Origin of the sequence: Bradyrhizobium sp. CIR18 (assembly GCF_014198295.1) — a bacterium.
Classification (GTDB): Bacteria; Pseudomonadota; Alphaproteobacteria; order Rhizobiales; family Xanthobacteraceae; genus Bradyrhizobium.
Genome location: NZ_JACIHF010000002.1, coordinates 746,997 through 769,975, shown reverse-complemented (window position 1 = coordinate 769,975; position 22,979 = coordinate 746,997). Strand labels below are relative to the sequence as shown.

The 22,979-nt window shown below is 60.6% G+C and carries 20 protein-coding genes and 4 pseudogenes; 9 read left to right on the top strand and 15 right to left on the bottom strand.

The features are described from left to right. Window positions 1-82 precede the first annotated feature (82 nt). The 14 genes and pseudogenes from GGD65_RS12165 to GGD65_RS12100 form a co-directional block, all read right to left on the bottom strand. Window positions 83-1,087 carry a glycosyltransferase gene (locus GGD65_RS12165; protein ID WP_183235403.1) on the bottom strand — a complete coding sequence of 335 codons (1,005 nt, stop codon included), beginning with the start codon at window positions 1,085-1,087 and terminating at the stop codon, window positions 83-85. Then, a complete protein-coding gene (locus GGD65_RS12160) occupies window positions 1,080-2,345 on the bottom strand; it encodes a class I SAM-dependent methyltransferase (RefSeq protein ID WP_210316937.1) in 1,266 nt (421 codons plus the stop codon). The genes GGD65_RS12165 and GGD65_RS12160 overlap by 8 nt, the downstream gene beginning before the upstream one ends. A 5-nt stretch (window positions 2,346-2,350) precedes the next feature. Then, entirely contained in the window at window positions 2,351-3,124 is a 774-nt protein-coding gene (rfbF, locus tag GGD65_RS12155) for a glucose-1-phosphate cytidylyltransferase (RefSeq protein WP_183235402.1), read from the bottom strand. 11 nt (window positions 3,125-3,135) lie between these two features. Continuing rightward, on the bottom strand, window positions 3,136-4,224 hold the full coding sequence (locus GGD65_RS12150) for a glycosyltransferase family A protein (protein WP_183235401.1): 1,089 nt from the start codon (window positions 4,222-4,224) through the stop codon (window positions 3,136-3,138). A gap of 7 nt (window positions 4,225-4,231) precedes the next feature. Further along, complete coding sequence (locus tag GGD65_RS12145) at window positions 4,232-5,182, bottom strand: glycosyltransferase family 2 protein (RefSeq protein WP_183235400.1); 951 nt, start codon at window positions 5,180-5,182, stop codon at window positions 4,232-4,234. A 16-nt stretch (window positions 5,183-5,198) separates the two neighbouring features. Continuing rightward, window positions 5,199-5,948 carry a cephalosporin hydroxylase family protein gene (locus GGD65_RS12140; protein ID WP_109143060.1) on the bottom strand — a complete coding sequence of 250 codons (750 nt, stop codon included), beginning with the start codon at window positions 5,946-5,948 and terminating at the stop codon, window positions 5,199-5,201. Further along, on the bottom strand, window positions 5,945-6,688 hold the full coding sequence (locus GGD65_RS12135) for a formyltransferase family protein (protein ID WP_183235399.1): 744 nt from the start codon (window positions 6,686-6,688) through the stop codon (window positions 5,945-5,947). Before GGD65_RS12135 ends, GGD65_RS12140 begins: the two co-directional genes overlap by 4 nt. Window positions 6,689-6,695: 7 nt before the next feature. Further along, window positions 6,696-7,838, bottom strand: a complete 1,143-nt coding sequence (locus GGD65_RS12130) for a DegT/DnrJ/EryC1/StrS aminotransferase family protein (protein ID WP_183235398.1) — start codon at window positions 7,836-7,838, stop codon at window positions 6,696-6,698. 5 nt (window positions 7,839-7,843) lie between these two features. Then, window positions 7,844-8,389 (bottom strand): dTDP-4-dehydrorhamnose 3,5-epimerase, encoded by a 546-nt coding sequence (rfbC, locus tag GGD65_RS12125; RefSeq protein WP_183235397.1) that lies wholly within the window; start codon window positions 8,387-8,389, stop codon window positions 7,844-7,846. Window positions 8,390-8,410: 21 nt separating this feature from the next. Beyond that, window positions 8,411-9,757, bottom strand: a complete 1,347-nt coding sequence (locus GGD65_RS12120; protein ID WP_183235396.1) for an ABC transporter ATP-binding protein — start codon at window positions 9,755-9,757, stop codon at window positions 8,411-8,413. Window positions 9,758-9,762: 5 nt separating this feature from the next. Continuing rightward, window positions 9,763-10,626 (bottom strand): ABC transporter permease, encoded by an 864-nt coding sequence (locus GGD65_RS12115; protein ID WP_183235395.1) that lies wholly within the window; start codon window positions 10,624-10,626, stop codon window positions 9,763-9,765. Between the two features lie 294 nt (window positions 10,627-10,920). Next, window positions 10,921-11,034, bottom strand: a pseudogene (locus GGD65_RS12110) (NAD-dependent epimerase/dehydratase family protein); the annotation flags it as partial. Window positions 11,035-11,152: 118 nt separating this feature from the next. Then, window positions 11,153-11,668, bottom strand: a complete 516-nt coding sequence (locus tag GGD65_RS12105) for a transcription termination/antitermination protein NusG (RefSeq protein ID WP_109143053.1) — start codon at window positions 11,666-11,668, stop codon at window positions 11,153-11,155. After that, window positions 11,665-12,378: a winged helix-turn-helix transcriptional regulator gene (locus GGD65_RS12100; RefSeq protein WP_246783250.1), complete on the bottom strand. Its 714-nt coding sequence runs from the start codon at window positions 12,376-12,378 to the stop codon at window positions 11,665-11,667. The genes GGD65_RS12105 and GGD65_RS12100 overlap by 4 nt, the downstream gene beginning before the upstream one ends. Window positions 12,379-12,421: 43 nt before the next feature. Here GGD65_RS12100 and GGD65_RS40960 point away from each other — a divergent pair. From GGD65_RS40960 to GGD65_RS40150, 9 genes and pseudogenes are all read left to right on the top strand, one after another. Next, window positions 12,422-13,015, top strand: a pseudogene (locus tag GGD65_RS40960) (protease); the annotation flags it as partial. Between the two features lie 21 nt (window positions 13,016-13,036). Then, the gene (locus GGD65_RS40955; protein ID WP_312017700.1) at window positions 13,037-13,348 is read left to right on the top strand and encodes a hypothetical protein; all 312 of its coding nucleotides are present in this window, start codon (window positions 13,037-13,039) and stop codon (window positions 13,346-13,348) included. Between the two features lie 39 nt (window positions 13,349-13,387). Next, window positions 13,388-14,143: a hypothetical protein gene (locus GGD65_RS12090; RefSeq protein ID WP_183235392.1), complete on the top strand. Its 756-nt coding sequence runs from the start codon at window positions 13,388-13,390 to the stop codon at window positions 14,141-14,143. An 812-nt stretch (window positions 14,144-14,955) separates the two neighbouring features. After that, complete coding sequence (gene gmd / locus GGD65_RS12080; protein ID WP_183235391.1) at window positions 14,956-16,041, top strand: GDP-mannose 4,6-dehydratase; 1,086 nt, start codon at window positions 14,956-14,958, stop codon at window positions 16,039-16,041. Beyond that, window positions 16,022-16,978 (top strand): GDP-L-fucose synthase, encoded by a 957-nt coding sequence (locus tag GGD65_RS12075; protein WP_283813656.1) that lies wholly within the window; start codon window positions 16,022-16,024, stop codon window positions 16,976-16,978. Before gmd ends, GGD65_RS12075 begins: the two co-directional genes overlap by 20 nt. 17 nt (window positions 16,979-16,995) lie before the next feature. Beyond that, entirely contained in the window at window positions 16,996-18,180 is a 1,185-nt protein-coding gene (locus GGD65_RS12070) for a glycosyltransferase family 4 protein (RefSeq protein WP_183235508.1), read from the top strand. Window positions 18,181-18,642: 462 nt separating this feature from the next. Beyond that, the gene (locus GGD65_RS12065) at window positions 18,643-19,836 is read left to right on the top strand and encodes a CaiB/BaiF CoA-transferase family protein (protein WP_183235390.1); all 1,194 of its coding nucleotides are present in this window, start codon (window positions 18,643-18,645) and stop codon (window positions 19,834-19,836) included. 536 nt (window positions 19,837-20,372) lie between these two features. Continuing rightward, the gene (locus tag GGD65_RS12060; protein WP_183235389.1) at window positions 20,373-21,275 is read left to right on the top strand and encodes an O-antigen ligase; all 903 of its coding nucleotides are present in this window, start codon (window positions 20,373-20,375) and stop codon (window positions 21,273-21,275) included. An 86-nt stretch (window positions 21,276-21,361) separates the two neighbouring features. Beyond that, window positions 21,362-21,538: pseudogene (locus GGD65_RS40150) on the top strand (CoA transferase); the annotation flags it as partial. On the opposite strand, the pseudogene GGD65_RS12055 reads toward GGD65_RS40150, so the two are convergent. Beyond that, window positions 21,537-22,600 (bottom strand): annotated as a pseudogene (locus GGD65_RS12055) (IS3 family transposase). The pseudogenes GGD65_RS40150 and GGD65_RS12055 overlap by 2 nt on opposite strands. Window positions 22,601-22,979: the final 379 nt, after the last annotated feature.

Genomic DNA, 22,979 nt, shown 5'->3' with positions numbered 1-22,979 from the left:
AGGATTCACAGCAAAGCAGGAGGCGCAATCAATGTTCCTTCATTATGCGCAACGACGATTTGTCGCCCAAACGCAAGCAACCTTAAATCGAAAGACCAAACCGACGCAACGCCGTTCTCACGCTGCGCGCGACGGTCTGCGCACCCTTGAGCTTATAGCGACGAATGGCGAAGTGATGTCGCAGGTTCCGGCACCAGAACGCGACGGGATCGCTGTTCGGATCAAAGCTGCGATCGCCGAAGATTGATTTTCCAGCCATGACAATTGCAGCACACATGGCTTCGATATCGGCGTCTCGTGACATCTTGTCTGGCTGGCCATGAGCCAGACACGCAATGTCGCGATGAACGGGCTGAGGTTCCGGCACGCCGGTCGACGCAGCCGCAAGGTTTTCAGCCGATATCAGGATCAGCTTCTCCATGAAAGGGTTGACGCCGTCGCGCGACATGCTGGTCGGCACCTCGCGATAGATCGTCAAGCGCTCCGGAAGGTTGGCGACACGAAACCGTCGGGCGATGCGCGACCAGAGCTCGTAATCCTCGGGCGGCTGGCGCGAGCGGTCGGTGGTGTAGGCGCCAACCTGGTCGAGCGCCGTCTTGCGCATCATCACCGAGGAATGGACGAAGTAATTGTTGAACAGCAGCGCAAAGCGCAGGTCCCCGTCTTCGGTGGGGTGGTCGTGAAACCGGCCGGTCGGGCTGTTGCCGACCCAGACCTCGGCCCTGGTTCCGACCAGCGCGTGATCGGGATTGGCATCGAGGAACGCCACCTGCTGCGCAATGCGGGTCGGCAGCGCCCAGTCGTCGTGATCCTGCCGCGCGATGTAGCGTCCCCGTGCGAGCGAAATGCCGCGATTGAGCGCCGCAGCGAGGCCCTGGTCCTCCTGATGATACACGCGAACCCTGGGATCAGCGATCTGATCGAGGACCTCGCGCGAGCCGTCGGTCGAGCCGTTGTTGATCGCGATCAGTTCGAAATCGGTAAACGACTGCGTGAGGATCGTTTCAAGCGCCTTGGGCAAATCAACGCCGCCGTTGCGCACCGACAGCACGACGCTGACGGTGGGGGCGCGATCCTGTTCAGTCATTGTCTAAATTCCCACGGCTGTCCAGAATGACGGGCTCAGGCACCGGAATGATGAACTGGCCTGTCCAATCGGGAATCTGGCTGATCTGCTGCACGATCTCCTGCCGCAAGTTCCAGGGCAGGATGAGAACATAGTCGGGTCGCCTGCGCGCGATCTCATCCGGGGCGAGGACTGGAATCCTGGTGCCCGGCAGCAGCAAGCCCTGCTTGTGCACGTTGCGATCCGCCGTGAACGAGATGAAGTCGCGGCCGATTCCGCAGTAATTGAGCAGCGTATTGCCTTTCGCGGGCGCGCCGTAGGCGGCGACCGATTTCCCGGCCTCTATGAGCTCGATCAGAAGGCGCAGCAGCGATCGTTTCAATTGCCGGACCCGATGCCCGAAAGTCTCGTAGGTCGCGAGCCGGTCCAGGCCGGCTTGGGCCTCCTCGCGCCTGAGCTGCTTGACGCTATCAAGAACGTCGGTGCGGTCGTCATGCGCAACATGCAGTCGGAGCGAGCCGCCATGAGTCGAAAGGCGTTCGACATCGATTACCCGCAAACCGTGGCGAGCGAACAGCGGCTCCAGTGCCAGCAACGACAAATAGGAATAATGCTCGTGATAGATGGTATCGAATTCGACATTGCGGATCATTTCCAAAACATGCGGAAATTCGAAGGTCGCAACGCCCCGCTCGCCGAGCAGTATCTTGAAGCCGGCAACGAAATCATTGATGTCGGGCACATGCGCGAGCACATTGTTGGCAATGATCAGATCGGCGGTGCCGCCCTGCTCGCGCAGCCGCGTTGCCGCCTTTGACCCGAAGAAGGCGACCTCGGTCGGTACACGCCGCAGCTCCCAGGCCGCCTTGGCGCAATTGGCCGCCGGGTCGACCCCGAGGCAGGGGATGCCGCGCTGAACGAAATATTGCAGCAAATAGCCGTCGTTGCTGCCGACCTCCACGACCCGCGAGCGGGTACCGAGACCAAGCCGCGCCGCGGCCTTTTCCGCAAACGTCCTCGCATGGGCGAGCCAGCTATCCGAGAAGGACGAGAAATAGACGTAGTCCGCATGGAAGTGCGTCTCCGGCGTCTCGAAATCCTCCAGCTGCACCAGCCAGCAATGGTCGCAGACAAAGCTCTTGAGCGGATAGAACCGCTCGCTGAGCGAGGCATGTTCGGCACGGACAAACGCATTCGAAATCGGCGTCATGCCGAGATCGACCAGCACGGCCGTGAGCGGCGCGCCGCAGGACCGGCACATCGGAGAGCCAATGGCCATGGCGCCTAGCCCCAATGCCGCCAGGGTGCGCGACCGGACTGCCAGAGTTCCTCGAGCATCATCTTGTCGCGCAGCGTGTCCATCGGCTGCCAGAAACCGTAGTGCCGATAGGCGGCGAGTTGCGCATCGCGGGCCAACGCCTCCAGCGGCGTCGATTCCCAGGAGGTCTTGTCACCCTCGATCCGGTCGATCACCGCCGGGTTGAGCACGAAAAAGCCTCCATTGATATAGGCGTTGTCGCCGGGCGGCTTCTCGACGAAGGATTTCACCGACGTGTCATCGATTTCCAGCGCGCCATAGCGGCCCGGCGGTCGCACCGCCGTCACGGTTGCCTGTTTGCCGTGGCTGCGGTGAAACTTGATGCTGGCGGCAATATCGATATCGGACAGGCCATCGCCGTAAGTAAAGCAGAACGGCTCCTGCGGATCGAGATAATTGCGCACCCGCTTGAGCCGGCCGCCCGTCAGCGTGGTCTCGCCCGTATCCACCAGGGTGATCCGCCAAGGCTCGACGCTGCTCTGATGGTAGGTGACACTGTTCTTCGTGGCATCGATGGTGACATCGGAATGATGCAGCACGAAATTCATGAAGTATTCCTTGATCATGTACCCCTTATAGCCGAGGCAGATCACAAAATCCGTGATCCCATGATGCGCATAGAGCTTCATGATGTGCCAGAGGATCGGGCGGCCGCCGATTTCGATCATGGGCTTCGGCCGCACCAATGATTCCTCGGATATGCGCGTACCCATGCCGCCTGCGAGTATGACTGCTTTCATTTCATGACTCCCTACCTGCCGCCCCCTAATCCAGGGATTCGTGCTCTAATTCGTGCGAGATTCCGCGTGAGAAGTCGGGAGGCTCGCGCAAGATTTCGCGCGAACAGCGCGGTGGTTCTGGCGGCATTCCGCGCGATAAAACCGGAAGCGTGCGCCTTCCACGTCTGGATCTCTTGCGATTTTGTCGTCTTCCACTTCTCGAAATCGTTCATCCGTTCATCGAGGTCGCGCTTGAACTCCGAATGTTCGTAGTCCCATGCGGCTCTGCCCGATGCGACATAGTCGTACGGGGATCTCACGGCCAGTACGGCCACCGTCAGCGGCCAATAGTAGCTGCCCTCCGCTGCCCGGCGATAGTTCTCGAAATAGGTCGATCGCTCATCGCGTGGATAGATCTGCGAGCGCGGGCTGACTACTGAATCGACGATGTCCGTAGGGACGCGCTTCTGCAGCACAAGTTCATCGTCGACGACCAGGTTGGAGCGACACAAATAGGCATAGACCAGGTTCATGTCGTTCCCCCAAGTCGACGGACGATCACGAAACAGATCGATCACCCGCGCCAGTTCCTGCCGCCGGAAGATAGAATAGATCAGGTTGGCCTTGCCCATGATTTCGGGCTCCCAGAGAAATCGCGCCAGATCGAGGAATTTGAACGCGCTCGACTGGAAACGTTTGAAGCTCGGATAGGCCCGGACGACGTCGCCTTTCATGTTGATGTTGACGACCTGGCAAAACCAGGCCGAGGCACGCGGATTCACATCAAGCGCGGCGACACCTCTTTCCAGGAAGTCGGTCGGCCACAAATCGTCATCGGCCGCCCAGAGAAACAAAGGCGCTCGCGCCTGATCATAGACGAACCAGAAATTACTCTCGGCGCCCCGGTTGACCGGCTGACGTACGTACCGGAAGCGCGGATCCTTGCTGGCGTAGCGCTCGCATACTTGCCTCACCTCGCGGTTGGTGGAGGCGTTGTCGGAAATGATGAGTTCGAAATCGGCGAATGTCTGCCGCTGAAAGGTATCGAGCACCAGCGCGAGAAGTTCGGGGCGATTGTAGGTCGGCAGACCAACCGAAACACGGGGTACGCGGTCGCTCATCTAGGGATCAATTCTGTGCCACTGGCTTCGCTGCGGTGGGCCGCGGTGCTTCCGGGCCGACAGGCTTCCACCGCAATGCGAGGAGACATTCATGCTTCAAAAGACAATATGCGGCGAAGGTGCGTAGCCGTCCGGTCGTCCGGGAATCGAGCCCGAGGGCGTCGATCGCCGCGAAATTCTCATGCATGACCATCTTGTGATACTGGTGCAGCGACCGACAATCCGTAAGATAATTCCGCCAGCCCCGCCAATAGGGCAGCCGACCGCCGACCTGCTCCCATTGCGCCTGCTCGCAAACGGTTCGCGGCGCCGACTTGTAGAGGCCAATTTCCGGAATAACCCGGATATTTCCCCACGATGCCAGCAGGATCTGCATCGGGATCTCGTTGAGCGTCCGGCCAATCCACTCCGTAACCGGCTTCCCATCGTGGAACAGAGCTTCCCGCCTGAATACGCCGTAGACCAGATTGCCGTAGACGTGACGGAGCAGATGTTTCACCCGGTCGACTGGCGAGCGTGAGGAATAGCTGTTGAACGGCGAGCCCTCGAAAAAGAACGGAAACAAGATCTTCCCGTCGACTTCGTATTGAGCTTCCATCTGGCACACGGCGAGCCCGGGATCTGCTACGAGCCGTTGGACGCAGCGCTCGACAAAGAACGGCTCCCAGCGATCATCATCCGCGGCCCACATGAAGAACTCGCCGCGCGCCCTGAGCACCAGGGACGAAAAATTGCGCATGGCTCCGATATTTTCCGGATGCCGTTGGTAGCTGACCCGCGCATCGTTCGCGGCGAACTCGTCGACGACGTCTCGAACAGCCGAGCCTGGAGACGCGTTGTCAGAAACGACGATTTCGATGTGACGATAGGTCTGCGCGCAAAGGTTGCCAAGCGTCCGCCGCAACCCCTCCGGTCGGTTGAACGTCGGTATTCCGATGGTGACGAGCGGCTCAGTCATTCGGCTACCCGAACCCTTACTTGAGACGCTTGAGGTAACCGTCCGGGGCCACCGTGACCAACAGCTTGTGCTGGATGCTCTTGTCGATCTCGAATTCCGGGTGCCGCTCGAGGAACTCGCATACGGCAGTCTTGGCATTGTTGCCCCGGCTCCAGGGTCGATCCGTGAAAGCGTCAGCGGGCATATCCTCGATCACGGTGTCGAACACGATGCAATAGCTCCCGACGGTCGCCAGATGGGCGAAGGCGTCCAGCTCCGCGAGGACGTGATCGTGGGTATGGTTGCTGTCCAGCATGACGAGAACGCTGCGCTTGCCGGCAGCCTTGGCCCTGACCGCGGCAACCACCTCCGGAGCGACACTGGACCCCTCGATCATGGAGATCCGCCGGGCCATCGGATGCGCTTCGACCGCGGCGCGGTTGTGGGCGCGGATGTCGATATCGATTCCCAGCACTTCGGCATCCTTCGCGCCGCCGGAAATCGCGTTCAATTCCAGCATCGAAGCGGAGAAGATCAGCGATCCTCCGTGCGCGATGCCGGTCTCGATGATGAGGTCAGGCTTCACGGACCAGATGATCTCCTGAACAGCGAGTATATCCTGAGGATATTGGATTATTGGACGGCCCATCCACTCGAAATGGTAGGAGTATTTCGCGCGATTGGCGCGATCCATCCAGGCGCGCGTGGCAAGAGCGAGTTCGCCATCATCGCCCATCTGCGCGATCTCGGTCGCGCATTCGCGCTTGAATTTTTCATACTCACTCATCGCGGCTTCCTCTTGATCTCAACGCGAACCTCATACACGTCATCGCCATCCGAGAACGAACAGGCGGGATAGCCTGAAAAGGTGCGTGCACGCAGCAAATTCAGCAGATCGCGCGCCAAATACGTCCTCTCGATGTCGATCGCACTGGCCGGCTCGAGTTCGGAGGCGCGGTGAAAGGTCCCGGCTCCGGGATGCTGCGGCCGGGTCTCGAAGTCGAGGCTCCGAAGTCTCGGATACGTCTCTTGAAACAGCTTCAGCATGGCCTCCCTCGCCCGTTGGTAGAGCGATTCGCCGGTATCCTCCCAGTCATAGGGAAGCTCGGCCTGGGCGACGATATCGCCGGTATCGACCCCTTCGTCGACCATATGCAGGGTCACCCCGAAGGGCACCCGATCGACAATCGACCAGAAATTGTAGTGTTTGCCGCGGCCGTAGGGCAGCAGACTCGGATGGGTGTTGACGAACCCGCGGCGAGGAAGGCCGAGCAGAGGCGGCCGGATGATCTTCGGCCACCACGCCAGAATGCCGAGGTCGAAAGAAAGGCGCTCGCTCGCGGCGAAATCCGAGATCTGGCTGGACGACTGAAAGACGAGCGACGGCGCACCCGCGCAACCCGCCATCGCGGCGATCTCATTGTCGGCCGTACTCACCACCAGGCCGAGATCGTCCGGATAATTTCCAAGCAGCCAGCGAGCGACTTCGAAGCCGATGTGACCGTCCGCAAACAGGAGAAGCTTCATTGCAGTGTCAATTGTCCGACAGAAATCGGCGCACGACGGCGATCACGCGATCCTGCTCTTCCTGCGTCATATCGTGATAGCTGGGCAGATTGATCGCGCGTTCGGGAATCGACCACGCCAGCCGGTTGCCCGGCACGGCCTCGAACATAGACAATCCCGATAGCGGATAGAAAAATACCCGGGCATCGATATTGTCGGCTGCGAACGCGGCCGCGAGCTTTTCGCGCGACACGCCGGTTGCTTCGTCGAAGACAACCGTGGGCATCCAGGCACCGTTGACGATGTTGCTTGGTTCCGGGTTCATTCGCACCCCCGGCAGATCACGCAAGCGGTCGCGGTAGTAGTGGAAGATCTGCCGCTTGCGGCCGATCAGATCGGCAACTCGATCCATTTGCGCACAGCCGAGAGCCGCCTGGAGGTTGGACATCTTGTATTTGAAGCCCACCTCGTCCGGCCAGAACTGCTTGTGCTGCGTTCGCGATCGGCCGTGGTTCGAGAGCGTCAGCACGCGCTCGTAAAGGGATGGATCGTTGGTCACGAACATCCCGCCCTCGCCCGTGGTGACGGTCTTGGTTCCATGAAACGAGAAGGCCCCGAAGCGCCCCATGCTTCCGGCACGTCTGCCGAAATACTCGGAACCGATCGCCTCCGCGGCATCCTCGATCACCGGAATGCCATGCCGTTCGCCGATCGCCAACAAGCGGTCCATGTCGCACAGATTGCCGTACAGGTGAACCGCAAGGATAGCCTTAGTCCGCGGTGTGACCGTGGCCTCCACCAGATCGGGGTCGATGCACCAACTGTCGGAACGAATATCGACAAAGACGGGGGTCGCCCCGAGGTGGGTGATTGGCGCCGCCGAGGCGATCCAGTTGGTATCGGCCATGATGACCTCGTCACCCGGACCAATACCGAGCGCCGCCATTCCCATGTGCAGCGCGCCGGTGCAGCTTGACGTGGCTATTGCGTGGGACACGCCGAGATGATCCCTGAAGGCGGCCTCGAAGCGATTGATATAGTCGTAGCAGCGCGCGCCCCAGCCGTTGGCCGCGGCATCCGCCGCATAGCGCGTCTCGAGCTCCGTAATGGACGGCTTGGTATAGAGTATGCGAGACGGTGTCGACGAAGCCGTGGGAGTTCGATCTGGCATGCAATTCATCCAAGTGATGCTTCGAGAAACGATGGCGGCAGCGCGCGGTCCCGTTCCGAGATGATAAAGTCCGCGAGCGGCCAGTCGATGGCCAACGCGGGATCATCGAAGCGGAAGCCCCTTTCGGCACCAGGAACGTAAGCCGGCGTGATCTCGTAGTCGACATCGCTGGCGTCGACCAAGACCTGGAAGCCGTGCGCGAAGCCCTTCGGAATATAGAGAATGATGCCGTTGTCGGGGGTCAGGGTTTCACCGTACCATTGACCGAAAGTCGCCGACTCCCGCCGCAAATCGACCATCACGTCGAATATCGCCCCGCGCGTGCATCGCACGAGCTTGGTCTCAAGATGCGGAGCGGCCTGGAAGTGCATGCCGCGCAGGGTTCCTGCACGTCTGTTTGAGGAGATCGATCTCTGGATGAAGTCGGTTTCAAGTCCGCGCGCACCAAAGGTCTCAGCGCAGAACCGCCGCGCGAAGCTGCCACGCTGATCGGTGATCCACTGCGGCTCGATACGATACGCACCGGCAAACTTGAGCGCGTGGAAAATCACCGGACTGCTCCGCTCCGCAGCTCACGCACGGGTGACGTCCCAAGTCATCGATGGCCTGACAGGCCCAGGGATTCCATCGAACACCCGCTCCGTAATGCTGAAGCGCAGTGCTTGCTGGAGATAGAAATGGATCCGCTGCGGATTGACCGAGGTGAGCGCTACGCCGACGACGAAGAACCCCACATTGAGAAATCCTCGCGGGATTGACATCCGGGTGGTGTAGATACCGGGCTCCAGCTCGGAATTCTGCGACGGAGAACTCACGAACACATACTGATCACCCAGGAACACGTGGAAGTTCGGCATCATCGTGTGGCCAGGCTTCAGCACTTCGAATTTCATTTCGATGCTGATCAGTTCGTTCCTGTCGATGGTTTCGAGTCCGTCGAGATCACCCACCAGCAATCGCGCGCCATGAAGTTTCGCGACATCATCGCCCGGTCTCAGCGCTTCCAGGGGGAAATTCAACGAAGACCTGGGAAACATCCCGCGACGCTCGCCGGCGGACCCGCCCTCGGAATCCTGGGCGGCTGCACCATCATTTGCCGCGGCTGCCTCGGCGACGGCCGCCGCCCGTTCCATCTGCCTCGCGCGCTCGGCCGCCGCGGCTGCCGCGTGGACGCTCTCGTAATACTGGTCACAGATCTCGTCCGCAGGACCGAACGCAACGATCCGGCCGGACTCCATCAGGACAGCCTTGTTGCACATCGTCCTGATGATCTTGTCCGAGTGACTTGCCAGGACCATGATGGGGCTTCGTCCGATGAACTCCTTCATTCGCGCCTCCGCGCGCTCGGCGAAGCGGAGGTCGCCGGTGCCGAAACCTTCGTCCATCAGGATCACGCCGGGGTCGAGCGACGTCACTAGCGCAAAGCCCAGGCGCATTGTCATGCCCGTCGAGTAGGTGCGCACCGGGAGGCTGAGATACTCGCCGAGTTCGCAGAATTCCTCGATCTCGGGAATTTTCGCCTCAATTTCCCGCCGCGTCATCCCGATTAGCATTCCGGACGTAATGATATTCTCATAGCCGGAGTCCTCGCCGTCGAGCCCGGGCATAGCGTCAAACAGCGGCGTCACGCGTCCCTCGACCCTGACGGTGCCGGAGACCGGCGGATAGATGCCGGCCATCAGCTTGAGGAGCGTCGACTTGCCGGCTCCGTTGTGGCCGACCAAGCCGACACGATCACCGTCGCGCAGCGCGAGCGAGATGTCGCTCAGGGCCTTGACGGTGATGCGATCATTGTTCTTGCCCTCGCGCTCGATCGAACCGCCGGTGGCACGCTGGAACAGCGCCTTGCGCAGGCTCTGCTGCTGAGCCCCATAAATCGGGAAATGCGCATTCACATTTTCAAGAATGACGGTCGCCACTTTGCTCAACTCCAATAGGCGATGCGCCTGCGGAAGCGCTTGAACATGGCATATGTCAGCCACCATCCGCCGATGCACATGACGATCATGACCACATAGCTGATCGCGCCCGGCACCCTGCCGACCAGCGGCCCGCGGACCACATCGATCACGTGATAGAGAGGATTCGATTCCACAAACAGGATACGTCGCATTCCCGTCAACGTGTCGGCCGGCCAGAACAATGGCGTGACCAGCATCGAAATCTGTATGGCACTGGAGACCAATTGTGGCACGTCGCGAAATCGCAGGCAGACCAGCCCAAGAAACAGCGATATCCAAACGCCGTTCAAGATGACGAGCGCAAGTCCCGGGAATACCAGCAGGAGTGTGAAACTGAGAAGTGACGGCTTCAGCGCCACGACGACCAGGAAATAGACAACGAAGTTGTGCAAGAGCACAAGAAAATTTCGCCAGACCAGCGCATAGGCGAGGATCGAGTACTCGAACCTGATGTTGCGGAACAGCGCCTGTCCGGCAATGAACATGTTGCACGATTCCATCGCAATGGATGAAACCAGCATCCAAACGACCATGCCGCTGACCAGAAACGGCAAGTACTCAAAGATGTCCTGGTGCCAGAGCGCCGCGCCGACGAAGCCGACGCTGAACGTATAGATTGCAAGCGTAATCGATGTCCAAAACGGACCAATCGTCGTCCGTCGATAACGCCTTTTCACATCGAGCCAGCCGAGCCGGCCCCACAGCTCGCGCTTGAAGAGCCCGAGCCACAAATCTTCGGCTGCACTGATCTCCAGCGAGCGCAGGCTGACGTCGGTATCTTTGATACCGCCGATCTCATCTTCAACAGGCGTCAGAACAATCGTCATACTCGGCTCCGCGTCGCGCCGTCAGGTTGTGAGGCCGAATGTTGGTCTCTCTCGCCGGCCAAACAAAAGCAGTCGATTCCGCGACACACAAGACGATGTGCGGTCGATCACGCGACCGTGCGAGATGATGATTTTGGCTGTCATGGCTTTCATTGGAGGTTTAGCTTCCGCTCCCAAGCGAGCGCGTGCTTTACGATGGACTCACGGTCGTCATAGGCGGGCGCCCACGACAACACTCGCTGCAGCCGCCGACTGTCAGCGACGATGGCGGCCGGATCGCCGGCACGCCTCGTCCCGGAAGCCCGACGACAGATTGTCGAGCACGGTCATGCGCTCGTTTCGATCAACCAATCCAAGCACGATGTGGCTGCCGATGTAGCCTGCGCCGCCCGTTACCAGAATCGTCATTCGCCGAAAATTTCCATGCTACCGCACTCCGGGTGAAACGCTCTCCACCCGGAGGCTCCCGAAAGGAGCAGACACGAAGCACGGCGCCCTCAAGACCGCGCCGCGCGAGTACCCGCACTTAGGCGGTGGCGACCAGATCCACGTCGAGGTGAACGCGGACCTTGCGGCCGAGCATATCGAGCAGAATGGCGACCCGGTCATGGTCCCCCATTCCGTCGAATAGCCCGGCATTGTCCATGAAGGCGCCTGCACGCACCCGCACCTTGTCACCAAGCGCGAACGCCGGCTTGGCTTCCATGCTCACAAAGCCGCGCTCGTCCTCGCGCGCCCTCAACGCACCGAGCACGCCCCTCGGCACCGCGGCCGGCTCTTCGCCGTTGCAGACGAGATGCGACACGCCCTGGGTCGACTGGATCGCGCGCCAACGCTGCGTCGCCATGTCGATGGCCACGAACATGTAACGCGGAAACAGCGCTCTTGCGACGAAATCGACTTTGCGCGCATGGCGCCGGCGCTTCAGATAGCGCGGCAGATAGATCTCGTAGCCCTGGCGCGAAAGGTTCTGCGCGGCCTTGGCCTCGCCGTTCACCTGCGTCTGCACCACATACCAGCGCGCCTCGACCGCCTCGCTCATGGTGCACCCTCCGCTTTTCCGTTTCGCTCGCGCAAGCCCAGCAGACCCGGCGCGAGCACCCGCTCCGCGCCGCACACCGCGGCGGCCGCGTCATAGAATGCGCCGGCGTGCGCGACGTCGGTGACGATGACGGCGTCGAACGCCTCCTTCACCTCGTCATAGGACCTGAAAACATTGACGCCGACAAAGCGTGCAACCTCGGTTGCGGGATCGACGACCGCCACGACCGCAACGCCCGCCTCGACCGTACAGAGGATCGCAACTTCGGCCAGGTCCGATTGGCCCGCAAGCACCACGCGGGAAAAGCCTCTCGCCTTGGCCTCGTCGAGCACGCGCGCGCAATCGCTCTTGGCCAGCCGGAAGAAGGAAAATGAGTTGAACAGATATTGAACCGTGAGGCGGGATTTCTCGGCGAAGCCCTGCGGCGTCAGGTAATAAGCGTAGCGGCGCGCGGGCGCATCACTCACCTTGACCAGCCCCTTCTTGATGCAGCGTTTGAGGTAGGCGTTGACCAAGCCGAGCGCGATGCCGAGCTCGGCGGCGATGTGGCGCTGCGAGCGCGCACCATCGCTTTCCACCGAACTCAACAGGCCAAGAACGATTCGCTCGTTCTCATGGTCTGCGTTTAGCAAGCGCTCACCCATCAAGCCTCCAGCCGCAGCGAAGGCTATTACTGCGTTCAAGCCGTGAACGTCAAGCGGAACGTTCAAGACGTGAACACATATAATGTATTGAAATCAAAATACCTTTTTTCAACTCTATTATGGCGGTGCGCCCGTCACCGCCAGGATGTGGGCGGGATGGGCTCCCATTGGGGCCATACAGACGGTCAGCGGCTACGACATTGCATGGAAGAACGCCAGCAGCGGCCAGTTCAACATCTGGAGCACCGACGCCTGCGCCCACTACAGCACAAATCTCTTGAGCTTCGTTCCCGGGAGCAATCCCGCGCTGGAATCCTGCGAGAGCACATTCCATCAGGATCTGAATGGCGATGGCGCGATCGGGATCCAAGCTGTCATCCTTGAAACGGACCTCACCACGAGCTTGGTCCAATCCGGAGGGAACTATTTTCTCGAGGCCGCCGGCAGCTGGACCGGTCCCGAGCTCTCCATCGGCGGCGCGTCGATAACCGTCGGAATGTGGCCGGGCTGGACACCGATCGGCGCGGTGCAGACATCCGGCGGGTATGATGTGGCATGGAAAAATGCCTACGCCGGTCAGTTCAACATCTGGAGCACCGACAGCAATGTAAATTACATCACCAACCTAGTCAGTCTTGCATCGGCAACGAGTCCCGTGCTCTCGGCCTATGAGAGCGTCTTTCAGCAAGACCTCAATGGCGACGGCACGATCGGCCCTTCTACGGTGGTGATCCAGACCGACGGCTCGACCAGCCTCGTGCAGAGCGGCATAACCTACTTTCTCAACCCAGTCGGCGGCGGCAGCGGGCCGGAGCTCTACTTTGCAGGCGCGCCGGTCACGGCCGGAATGTGGGCTGGCTGGGCGCCGATCGGCGCGGTGCAGGCGTCAGGCGGGTATGATGTGGCCTGGAAAAACACCGGTACCGGCCAGTTCAACATCTGGAGCACCGATAGCAGCGGGCACTACATCACCAACCTGCTCAGTTTCGCCAGCGCAACGAGCACCGCGCTCGAATCGTACGAAACCACGTTCTAGCAGGACTTCAATGGCGACGGAACGATCGGCATCCCGACCGTGGTCATCCAGACCGACGGACCAACCAGCTTGGTTCAAGCCGGACCGAACTATTTTCTCAATCCAGTCGGCGGCACCGACCCAGAGCTTTATTTCAGCGGAGCGCCCGTCACTGCCGGAATGTGGGCCGGCTGGGCGCCGATCGGCGCAGTGCAGACGTCTGGCGGTTACGATGTGGCCTGGAAGAACGCCGGCACCGGCCAGTTCAACATCTGGAGCACCGACAGCACTGGACACTACATCACCAACCTGCTCAGCTTCGCGGCAGCGACAAGCACCGCGGCCGAGTCGTACGAAACCACCTTCCAGCGGGACTTCAACGGCGACGGCACGATCGGCATGCCCGTCGCAACCGCGCCCGCAGCTTCTGCAATGCAGACCACGTTCGATGGAGAAGCGCTGACGCTCGACGCACCCTCCACTTTTAGCGGGCAGCTCCTGGGCTTTGGCGGCGACACCACACTTGCCGGCTCCGACCAGGTTGATCTGCGTGGCTTCGACTTCAATACACTGCATTCGAGCTTCGACGGCGCTTCCGGCACCCTTTCGCTGAGCAACGGCGCGAATGCGGCGTCGCTGCAATTCCTGGGACAGTCTTTGCAGGACAGCTTCCACTTCGCCGACGACGGCCATGGCGGAACGTTGTCGTCGCTGCCACGCCGACCGCACAGGCGACTGTTGCGAGTGAGGTCTCGAATTTTGCTGCGCATGACAGCTACGTGTTCGTGCCAAATTTCGGCAATATCACCCTACTGAGATTGCGCCGGCGACCGATACGCTGCAATTCAGCAAGAGCGTATTCACCGACGTGACCGCGCTGTTGGCGGCCACTCACGATGACGGCGGCGGTAACGCCGTCATTACCGATCCACACACGACACCATCACGCTACAGCATGTCACGACCGTGCAGCTGCTCGTTCACCAAAGCGACTTTCATTTCGTCTAGAGCAGATACTCAAGAGAGGACCAATTGAGCGGGTTCGCCTTGAGCCATTCCTTGTTTTCGCATCGGACCCGTTGCCCAGAGCTCTGCCGCGATACCGCGTGGACTTATATTCATGTTCGCCCACCAGTTGGCTTCATTTCCATGTCGATGCAGTTCCTGATGGTGGTTGCGGCAAAGAGGGACCGTATATTCATCGCTGACCTTTCGTCCTAAAGATTGCGGCCGGGCTATCTTGAGATGGTGCGCATCGCATGGCATGGCATGCCCTTGCAGATTAAACACGGTTGTGATGCTACGAATGCGCGGTGCGCTTTGCTTCGCTTGCGCAGGGGCTTTTCTAGTGGTGTGGCCAAATCAACGTCAGCTGCCCCCTGCTCCTGGCGGCCCGGCCGGGCCGACTCCCGGGACTTTTCGTTCCGTTTTCGGCCCGTCTTGCCATTAGACTTTGAAAAGCCGAGATGCTAAGGCCATGCGCCGTTGAGGCGGCTCATTGCGCTCCTCGCTTCCCGTGTCAATGAACAGGGGTTTTCGGGCCAGTGCCGGACTATGAGCGGGGGCACGGCCGACGTGATCTTGGCTGACGCCGGAGACGAGTGGCGACCGCGTTTGGTGGAGAAGAGATGCAGGCACAGGACAACAAGCGGGGCGTGGCGCTAATTACCGGCGTGACCGGTCAGGACGGCGCGTACCTCGCTGAATATCTGCTCGGCCTCGGCTACGCCGTGCATGGCATCAAGCGACGCTCGTCCTCCTTCAACACCGCCCGCGTCGATCATCTCTACCAGGACCCTCATGTCGGAAACGTGCCGTTTTTGATGCATTATGGTGACATGACGGATTCGACCAACCTGATCCGCCTGGTGCAGCAGATCCGCCCGACCGAGATCTACAATCTCGCTGCGCAAAGCCACGTCGGCGTCAGCTTCGAGAGCCCCGAATACACCGCCAATGCGGACGCGATCGGCGTGCTGCGCCTGTTGGAAGCCATCCGCATCCTCGGCATGGAGAAAGAGACCCGCTTCTACCAGGCCTCGACCTCCGAGCTTTATGGCCTGGTGCAGGAGATCCCGCAGAAGGAGACCACGCCGTTCTATCCGCGCTCGCCCTACGGCGTGGCAAAGCTCTATGGCTACTGGATCACGGTGAACTACCGCGAGGCCTATGGGATGTTTGCCAGCAACGGCATCCTGTTCAACCATGAGAGCCCGATCCGCGGCGAGACCTTTGTGACCCGCAAGATCACGCGCGGGGTCGCCCGCATCGAGATGGGGCTGGAGGAGACGCTCTATCTCGGCAATCTCGAGGCCAAGCGCGACTGGGGCCATGCGCGGGACTATGTCGAGGGCATGCACGCGATCTTGCAGGCGGATAGCCCTGACGACTTCGTGCTGTCGACCGGCGAGACGCGCTCGGTGCGAGAGTTCGTGGAGCTTGCTTTTGCCGAGGTCGGCCGCAGCGTTGAATGGCGCGGCGAAGGCGTCGACGAGACCGGCGTCGACAGGAAGACCGGCAAGACCGTGGTGCGGATCGATCCCATCTATTTCCGCCCCACCGAGGTCGATCTCCTGATCGGCGACTCCAGCAAGGCGCGGGCCAAGCTGGGCTGGAAGCCGAAGACGAGTTTTGCTCAGCTGGTGAAGGAAATGGTGGCGGGCGATCTTAGCGAGGCCCGGCTGGAGGTCGCCAATGGCAAGCACGCCGTTTGAGCTGAAGGGCAAGACGGTCTTCGTGGCCGGCCATCGCGGCATGGTCGGCAGTGCGATTGTACGCCGGCTGGTACGGGAAGAGGTCAAGCTCGTCACCGTGGACCGGCGCGAGGTCGATCTCTGCAACCAAGCCCAAGTGTTCGACTGGTTCGCGCGCGCGCGGCCGCAGGTGATCTTCCTCGCCGCAGCCAAGGTTGGTGGCATCGTTGCCAACAACACGCTGCGCGCCGAGTTCATCTACGACAATATCGCGATCGCGGCGAACGTGATCCAGGCTGCCCAGATGAACAGCGCCGAGAAGCTGATGTTCCTCGGCTCGTCCTGCATCTATCCAAAGCTCGCACCGCAGCCCTTGCGCGAAGATACCGTGCTGACCGGTCCGCTGGAGCCGACCAACGAGCCTTATGCGATCGCCAAGATCGCCGGCATCAAGATGGCGGAAGCCTATCGCAGCCAGTATGGCTGTGATTTCATCAGCGTGATGCCAACCAACCTCTATGGCCCCGGCGACAATTACCATCCCGAATACAGTCACGTGGTGGGCGCGCTGATTCGTCGGTTCCATGAGGCGAAGCTGTCCGGAGCTGCAAACGTGGTGGTCTGGGGCACCGGTACGCCGCGGCGGGAGTTCCTATATGTCGACGATATGGCAGATGCCTGCGTGCACCTGATGAAAGTGCATTCGTCGAGCGACATGGTCAATATTGGCACCGGCGAGGACATCTCGATTGCCGAATTCGCGAATGTCGTGGCGCGCACCGTCTGCTATACGGGCGCGATCAGCTACGACACCTCGCGTCCCGACGGCACGCCCCGCAAGCTGCTCGACGTCAGCCGCCTCGCCGCACTCGGCTGGCGCGCCCGTACTTCGCTGGAGGACGGCATTGCGCTGGCCTACCGCGCCTATCTCAGCGAGAACAAGCAGGCGACGGAGTGACCGACGGCCCTCATCCGATGACCTCAGGCGCGATCAATCGACCGTCGCGCCTCCTCTATGTCGTGATCGAGGATTGGGCCTTCCTGCTCAGCCGCCTACCGATGGCGCGCGCCGCCCGCGACGCTGGTTTCGAGGTCCATGTCGCGAGCAATGTGAACGAAGGCCGGGCCGCGATCGAGGCGGAAGGCTTTGTGCTCCACCCGATTCCCTTCAAGCGCGGCGGCCTGTCGCCGCTTGCGGCCATGCGTGCGGTGCTTGCGATCCGCAAGATCGAGAACGCGATTGATCCTGCGGTCGTGCATCACTCCGCTCTGCAATGCTGCGTGTTGGGCTCGCTTGCCGCACTCGACCGCGATTTTCCGATCGTGAATGCCATCACCGGGCTCGGCTACATCTTCACCTCGCCGAGTCTTCTAGCGCGCCTGTTGAAACAGGGCATGGTCTTGCTTTTGCCGTGGCTACTCAACCGCAGGCACAGCAACATTCTGGTGGAAAATCCTGATGACCGCGACGCACTGCTGGCACTTGGCGCGAGGCCCGAGCGGATCACGCTGATCCCGGGCTCCGGCGTCGATGCTGACAGGCTGCAGCCGCTGCCCGAGCCTGATGGCCCGATCACCATCGGCTTTGTCGGACGACTCCTGGTCGACAAGGGCATCCGCGCGCTGGTCGCGGCCCATGATCTCTTGCGGACTCAGGGGCACAATATCAATCTGATTATCAGGGGCGATCCGGATCCGGCGAATCCGGCGTCCGTGTCGCCCGACGAGGTCGAATCCTGGATCAGGCGTCCCGGCGTTGCCCGGCTCGGCTATGTCGACAATATCGCCACGCTGTGGCGCACGGCGCATATCGCAGTGCTGCCCTCGCATCGCGAGGGCCTGCCGGTGGCACTGATGGAAGCGGCGGCTTGTGGCCGGCCGCTGGTTGCCACCGATGCGGCCGGCTGCCGCGAGATCTGCATCGCCAATCAGACCGGGCTATTGGTCCCAATCGAAGATCCGCCGGCGCTCGCCAGCGCTATCCTGACGCTTGCGCAGTCGCGGGAGTTGCGCGCACGCTTTGGCGCTGCCGCGCGGAAACTGGTCGAGGACAAGCTCTCGGCGCGCATCATCGGCCGATCCATCGTCGAGCTCTACAACAAGCTCAGTAACGAAAAGCGAGCCGCGCTGTCCGCGGCCTTCTCTCCACCCGCACGTTGAGGTGCCGCGCAGCAACCAGCCATGAACGCGCTGTCGGGACGAGGTCGCCGCCATCGTCGCCCCTGCACCCAAGGCTCCCCTGCGACTGACCGCCACGCGGCGCGGCGAAGTCCGCGAACTAGTTACAATGCGGCTCGGCATCAACCCACGTCGAATCGAAATCGCGACGAGAACAGGGGGAACCGCGTACCTTGCGATAATGCCCGTTCCGGAGCGCGTCGCTCCGCAGACGGTGTAGTGAACGCGCCTACTTTCCCGCTCAATTCCACGATCGGCCTTCTGTCACTAAGCTATTCCGGCTCCACAACAGAATCTGTGGCGCCAGCATGAAAGCGAGGCTTCCAAAGACATCAGCTGGCCAGCTCATTGAATTCGAGAGCCGTGGTCTGCATTGAGCAGGCTTGCTGGAATACTCTCCAGCTCTATTGTCCATCCGAAATCATTCTCTTGGAGCGTTTCCAGATGCCCGTCCCGCATGCCTCGGAAGCCCTGTCGCGCTTCACCGTGCTCGATCTGACCCGTGTCCGCTCCGGGCCGACCTGCGTGCGGCAGCTCGCCGACTGGGGCGCCAACGTCGTCAAAATCGACGCCCTGACCGAGGATGCCGGCGGCGAGCAGCCGGGCGGGCCGCGGCGCGGGTCTGACTTCCAGAACTTGCACCGCAACAAGCGGGCGATGGCGCTGAACTTGAAGGACGAGCGCGGGCTCGCATTGTTCAAGCGCCTCGCCGCCAAGGCCGACGTCGTGGTCGAGAATTTCAGGCCGGACGTGAAGAAGAAGCTCGGCATCGACTACGACAGCCTCGCCGCGATCAACCCCCGCATCGTCTATGGCAGCATCTCCGGCTTCGGCCAGGACGGCCCCTACCACAAGCGGCCGGGCTTCGATCAGATCGCGCAAGGCATGGGCGGACTGATGTCGATCACCGGCGCGCCGGGCCAGGGGCCGATGCGGGTCGGCATTCCCGTCGCCGACCTCACGGCCGGGCTGTTCTGCGCCATGGGCATCCTCACCGCGCTGCTCGAGCGCGAGGTCTCGGGCAAGGGCCAGTGGGTGCAGACCTCGCTGCTGCAGGCCCAGATCTTCATGCTCGACTTCCAAGCCGCGCGCTGGCTGATGGAGAAGGAGGTCGCCAAGCAGGCCGGCAACAACCATCCGACCAGCATCCCGACCGGCGTCTTCAAGACCTCGGACGGCTACATCAACATCGCCACCACGGGCGGGCGGATCTGGGAGCGCTGCGCGCAGGCGATCGGCGCACCGGAGCTTTATGCCCATCCCGACTACGCGACCGCCCCTGCCCGCTCCAGGAACCGCGATGCGCTCAACGCCGAGATCGAGAAGCGCACGGTGACGAAGTCGACCGAGACCTGGGTCCGCGAGCTCAACGAGGCCGGCGTGCCCTGCGGGCCGATCTACGCCATTGACCAGATGTTCGAGGACGCGCAGGTCAAGCATCTCGGAATTGCCCAGGACGTGCCGAACGAGGAAGGCCTTCATATCCGTCTGGTCGGCCAGCCCGTGACGCTGTCGCGCACACCGAGCAGGATGGTGGCGCGGCCGCCGGAGTTCGGTGAGCAGACCGACGAGGTGCTGAAGGAGTTCGGCTTCGGGGCCGAAGAGATCGCGAGCTTAAGAAAAGCTTTTACCGTTTGAGGGACTCTCTTGCTTGATCTGCCATCTTGATCGCTTGGAATCGCGTTGCCATGCAAACCAATCGAGGGACTATGGACAGCGAGCTTAGCTCATTTACGGTAGACAAGAAGTGGTACAGTTGGGTCCGAGATTTTCGGGGCTTTCCGACCCTCATGAGCTCAACAACAACGAGCGATGTTCTCGCCATGATCACGGTCGCATCGCTACCGTGGTCTACAACCATCACCTCTATCTTCAGCGCTCTCTGGGTACTTAGCGTGTTCCCGAGGATCCGACGCGAAGAACTTGTTTATTTGGTCGGCCGTTCCAGAGCCGGTTTTGCCGTGGCGCTGTTTGCGATAGCCGTGATAGGCACTCTGTGGGCGACTGACGTCTCTTGGACCACTCGACTACGAGGCGTAAATCCCACGCTAAAGTTTCTTATGATGCCGTTCTTAATCTACTACTTTCGAGAGTCATCCCGCTCATTTTGGATACCCTTTGCATTTCTTGGATCTTGCACTGTTCTCCTTACGTTGTCGTGGGTCACAGCGTTTGTGCCGAATCTCACCCCAACTGCAAGTTTGCAGCCGGGAGTCCCTGTAAAGAATTACATCGATCAAAGCCAATCGTTTGCGTTGTGCGCTGTGGTATTAGCTTGGCCAATTTATGAGTTGATCAAAGAGGGAAGAATTCGTTTGGCATTGCCTCTACTCGCGCTATCAATTGTATTTCTTGCCAATCTGACTTTCGTGGTCCTCGCGCGGACAGCTCTAATATATGTGCCGATCATGCTGTTTGTTTTTGGAGCGTTTTATCTGCCGCGCTCACTTTTTTATGGAGCGATTGCATTTTGCATATTCCTTGCGGGGTCTGCATGGTTTGCCTCACCCAATCTACAAAATCGAGCGAATAGTATCCTGCTCGAATATTCAAAGTCCGGTGCCGGTAATGAGATAACCTCTGCTGGATTGCGACTCGAGTATTGGCGCAAGTCAGTGGGCTTCGTTCGAGAAGCTCCTATCGTTGGGCACGGCACAGGATCTACCCAAATGTTATTCGATCGCGTCGCAGTGGGGCAAACCGGGCTGGGCGCGGAAACGATAAGCAATCCCCACAATCAAACTCTCAGCGTAGCCGTGCAGTGGGGACTAATCGGGTGTGTCGCCTTGTACTCAATGTGGATCGGTCACCTTAGCCTTTTTCGGGGTTCCGGCTTTTATCCATGGCTGGGCTTCATTGTCGTGGTGCAGAATACAGTCAGCTCGCTATTCAACTCGCACCTTTTCGATTTTGTGCCAGGCTGGATCTATGTGATTGGCGTTGGTCTTGCAGCGGGGAGGATCATCCAGCAGAACGACGAATCTTCCGGACGATCCCTATCGAGAATATTAGAAGACCAGAATGGAGTGCGCGCTTTCTATTCCCAGAACGTGCCTCACGGAATCGCTCCTAGATAGACAATCGCCGGAACTCAGCCAGGGTCGATTTAGAGGCAAGCGGAAGACAGATTGTTAGATTCGAACAGATCAAGGCGCATTCGCAAACGAATCATCCAACCAGCATCCCGACCGGCGTGTTCAAGACCTCCGACGGCTAGATCAACATCGCAACGACAGGACGGATCTGGGAGCGCTTCGCACAGGCGATCGGCGCACCGGAGCTTTACAGCCATCCCGATTATGCGACGGCCCCTGCCCGCTCCAGAAACCGCGACGTGCTCAGGCCGCGGGGGTCAGGTATTTCAGCGACGAGTGGGGACGCTGGAGATTGTAGTCGGCGACCCAATTGGTGATCTTGGCGCGGGCGTCGTCGAGATCGAAGAACAGGGTCTCGTTGAGTAGCTCATCGCGCATCCAGCCGTTGAAGCTCTCGACGAAGCCGTTCTGCATGGGCTTTCCCGGTGCGATGAAGTGCCAATCGATGGCTGCGTCCTTGCACCAAGCCAGCATGGCGTTGCAGGTGAACTCGGTGCCATGGTCGGACACGATCATTCCTGGCTTGCGGCGTCGCTCGACGATTGCCGCGAGTTGGCGGGCCACGCGCCGCCCCGAGATCGACGTGTCCGGAATGGCGCCCAGACATTCATTGGTGACGTCGTCGACGATGTTGAGGATGCGGAGGCGTCGACCATTGGCGAACTGGTCGTGGACGAAGTCCAGCGACCAGCGGGCATTGGGCTTGGCCTCGACCAGGATCGGCGCCCGGGTCCCAACCGCCTTGCGGCGAGCCCGCCGCTTGCGGACGGTGAGCCCTTCCTCGCGATAAAGCCGGTAGATCCGATTGATCCCCGATGGCTCGCCCTCCCGCCGCAGCAGGACGAACAGGCGGCGATAGCCGAAAAGCCGCCGCTCGTTGGCGAGATCGCGCAATCGCCCACGCAGAACTGCGTCCGGCGGGCGGCTGGAGCGATAGCGGATCATCTTCCGATCCGCACCCACGATCGAGCAGGCCCGCCGTTCCGACAGGCTCATGACGGCCTGCAGATGCGCGACAGCAGCGCGGTTGGCGGCGGGCCCTACCATTTTTTTGAAAGGAGCTCGCGAAGTGCGGCTGCATCGAGCATCTGCTCGGCCAGAAGCTTCTTCAGCTTCCCGTTCTCCTCCTCCAGGGCCCGCAACCGCTTCGCCTCGGAAACGTCCATGCCGCCGAATTTGGCCTTCCAATTGTAGATCGTCGCCTCGGAGACCCCGTGCTTGCGAGCCAAATCGGCCGTCTTCGCCCCGGCCTCATGCTCCTTCAGCACCGCACTAATCTGCTCTTCCGTGAACCGAGCTCGCTTCATCTGTCCGTCCTTCTTCGGGCCGGACTCTAACTCCGTCTGGAGGAATACTCAGCGGCAGGTGAGAGGGCTGCTCCCGATGCGGCGGTGGTTCATAAGATCGCGTGCCCACCGCGCTCCTGATAGATTGGAGGACTGCGAGGGCGTTTGGTTTGGAGTGGCGCAACCAAAAAGTGAGCCCAGACAGCCTGCCAAGGCAGTTGCTCGAACCAAAGGGCTCATTCGACTCCCCAGCTAACGACCGCTTGAGAAAAGCATGAAGTGAGCCGTGCAACAAGATTAGACTTGCCCCGTCGCCCACGCGTTCTTGCCCTTGGCCAGGCCCATCTATCGAGAACGATGACGCGACCGGTTCGTTGCACCACAGATCGGATTTACGAGA

Excerpts from the sequence above, each read along its gene's own strand:
- GGD65_RS12115 (WP_183235395.1), bottom strand. The coding sequence starts at position 10,626 with ATGACGATTGTTCTGACGCCTGTTGAAGATGAGATCGGCGGTATCAAA.
- GGD65_RS12145 (WP_183235400.1), bottom strand. The coding sequence starts at position 5,182 with ATGACTGAGCCGCTCGTCACCATCGGAATACCGACGTTCAACCGACCG.
- GGD65_RS12160 (WP_210316937.1), bottom strand. The coding sequence starts at position 2,345 with ATGGCCATTGGCTCTCCGATGTGCCGGTCCTGCGGCGCGCCGCTCACG.
- GGD65_RS12105 (WP_109143053.1), bottom strand. The coding sequence starts at position 11,668 with ATGAGCGAGGCGGTCGAGGCGCGCTGGTATGTGGTGCAGACGCAGGTG.
- GGD65_RS12140 (WP_109143060.1), bottom strand. The coding sequence starts at position 5,948 with ATGAGTGAGTATGAAAAATTCAAGCGCGAATGCGCGACCGAGATCGCG.
- rfbF (WP_183235402.1), bottom strand. The coding sequence starts at position 3,124 with ATGAAAGCAGTCATACTCGCAGGCGGCATGGGTACGCGCATATCCGAG.
- GGD65_RS12135 (WP_183235399.1), bottom strand. The coding sequence starts at position 6,688 with ATGAAGCTTCTCCTGTTTGCGGACGGTCACATCGGCTTCGAAGTCGCT.
- GGD65_RS12070 (WP_183235508.1), top strand. The coding sequence starts at position 16,996 with ATGACCTCAGGCGCGATCAATCGACCGTCGCGCCTCCTCTATGTCGTG.
- GGD65_RS12130 (WP_183235398.1), bottom strand. The coding sequence starts at position 7,838 with ATGCCAGATCGAACTCCCACGGCTTCGTCGACACCGTCTCGCATACTC.
- GGD65_RS12065 (WP_183235390.1), top strand. The coding sequence starts at position 18,643 with ATGCCCGTCCCGCATGCCTCGGAAGCCCTGTCGCGCTTCACCGTGCTC.
- gmd (WP_183235391.1), top strand. The coding sequence starts at position 14,956 with ATGCAGGCACAGGACAACAAGCGGGGCGTGGCGCTAATTACCGGCGTG.
- GGD65_RS12165 (WP_183235403.1), bottom strand. The coding sequence starts at position 1,087 with ATGACTGAACAGGATCGCGCCCCCACCGTCAGCGTCGTGCTGTCGGTG.
- GGD65_RS12150 (WP_183235401.1), bottom strand. The coding sequence starts at position 4,224 with ATGAGCGACCGCGTACCCCGTGTTTCGGTTGGTCTGCCGACCTACAAT.
- GGD65_RS12075 (WP_283813656.1), top strand. The coding sequence starts at position 16,022 with ATGGCAAGCACGCCGTTTGAGCTGAAGGGCAAGACGGTCTTCGTGGCC.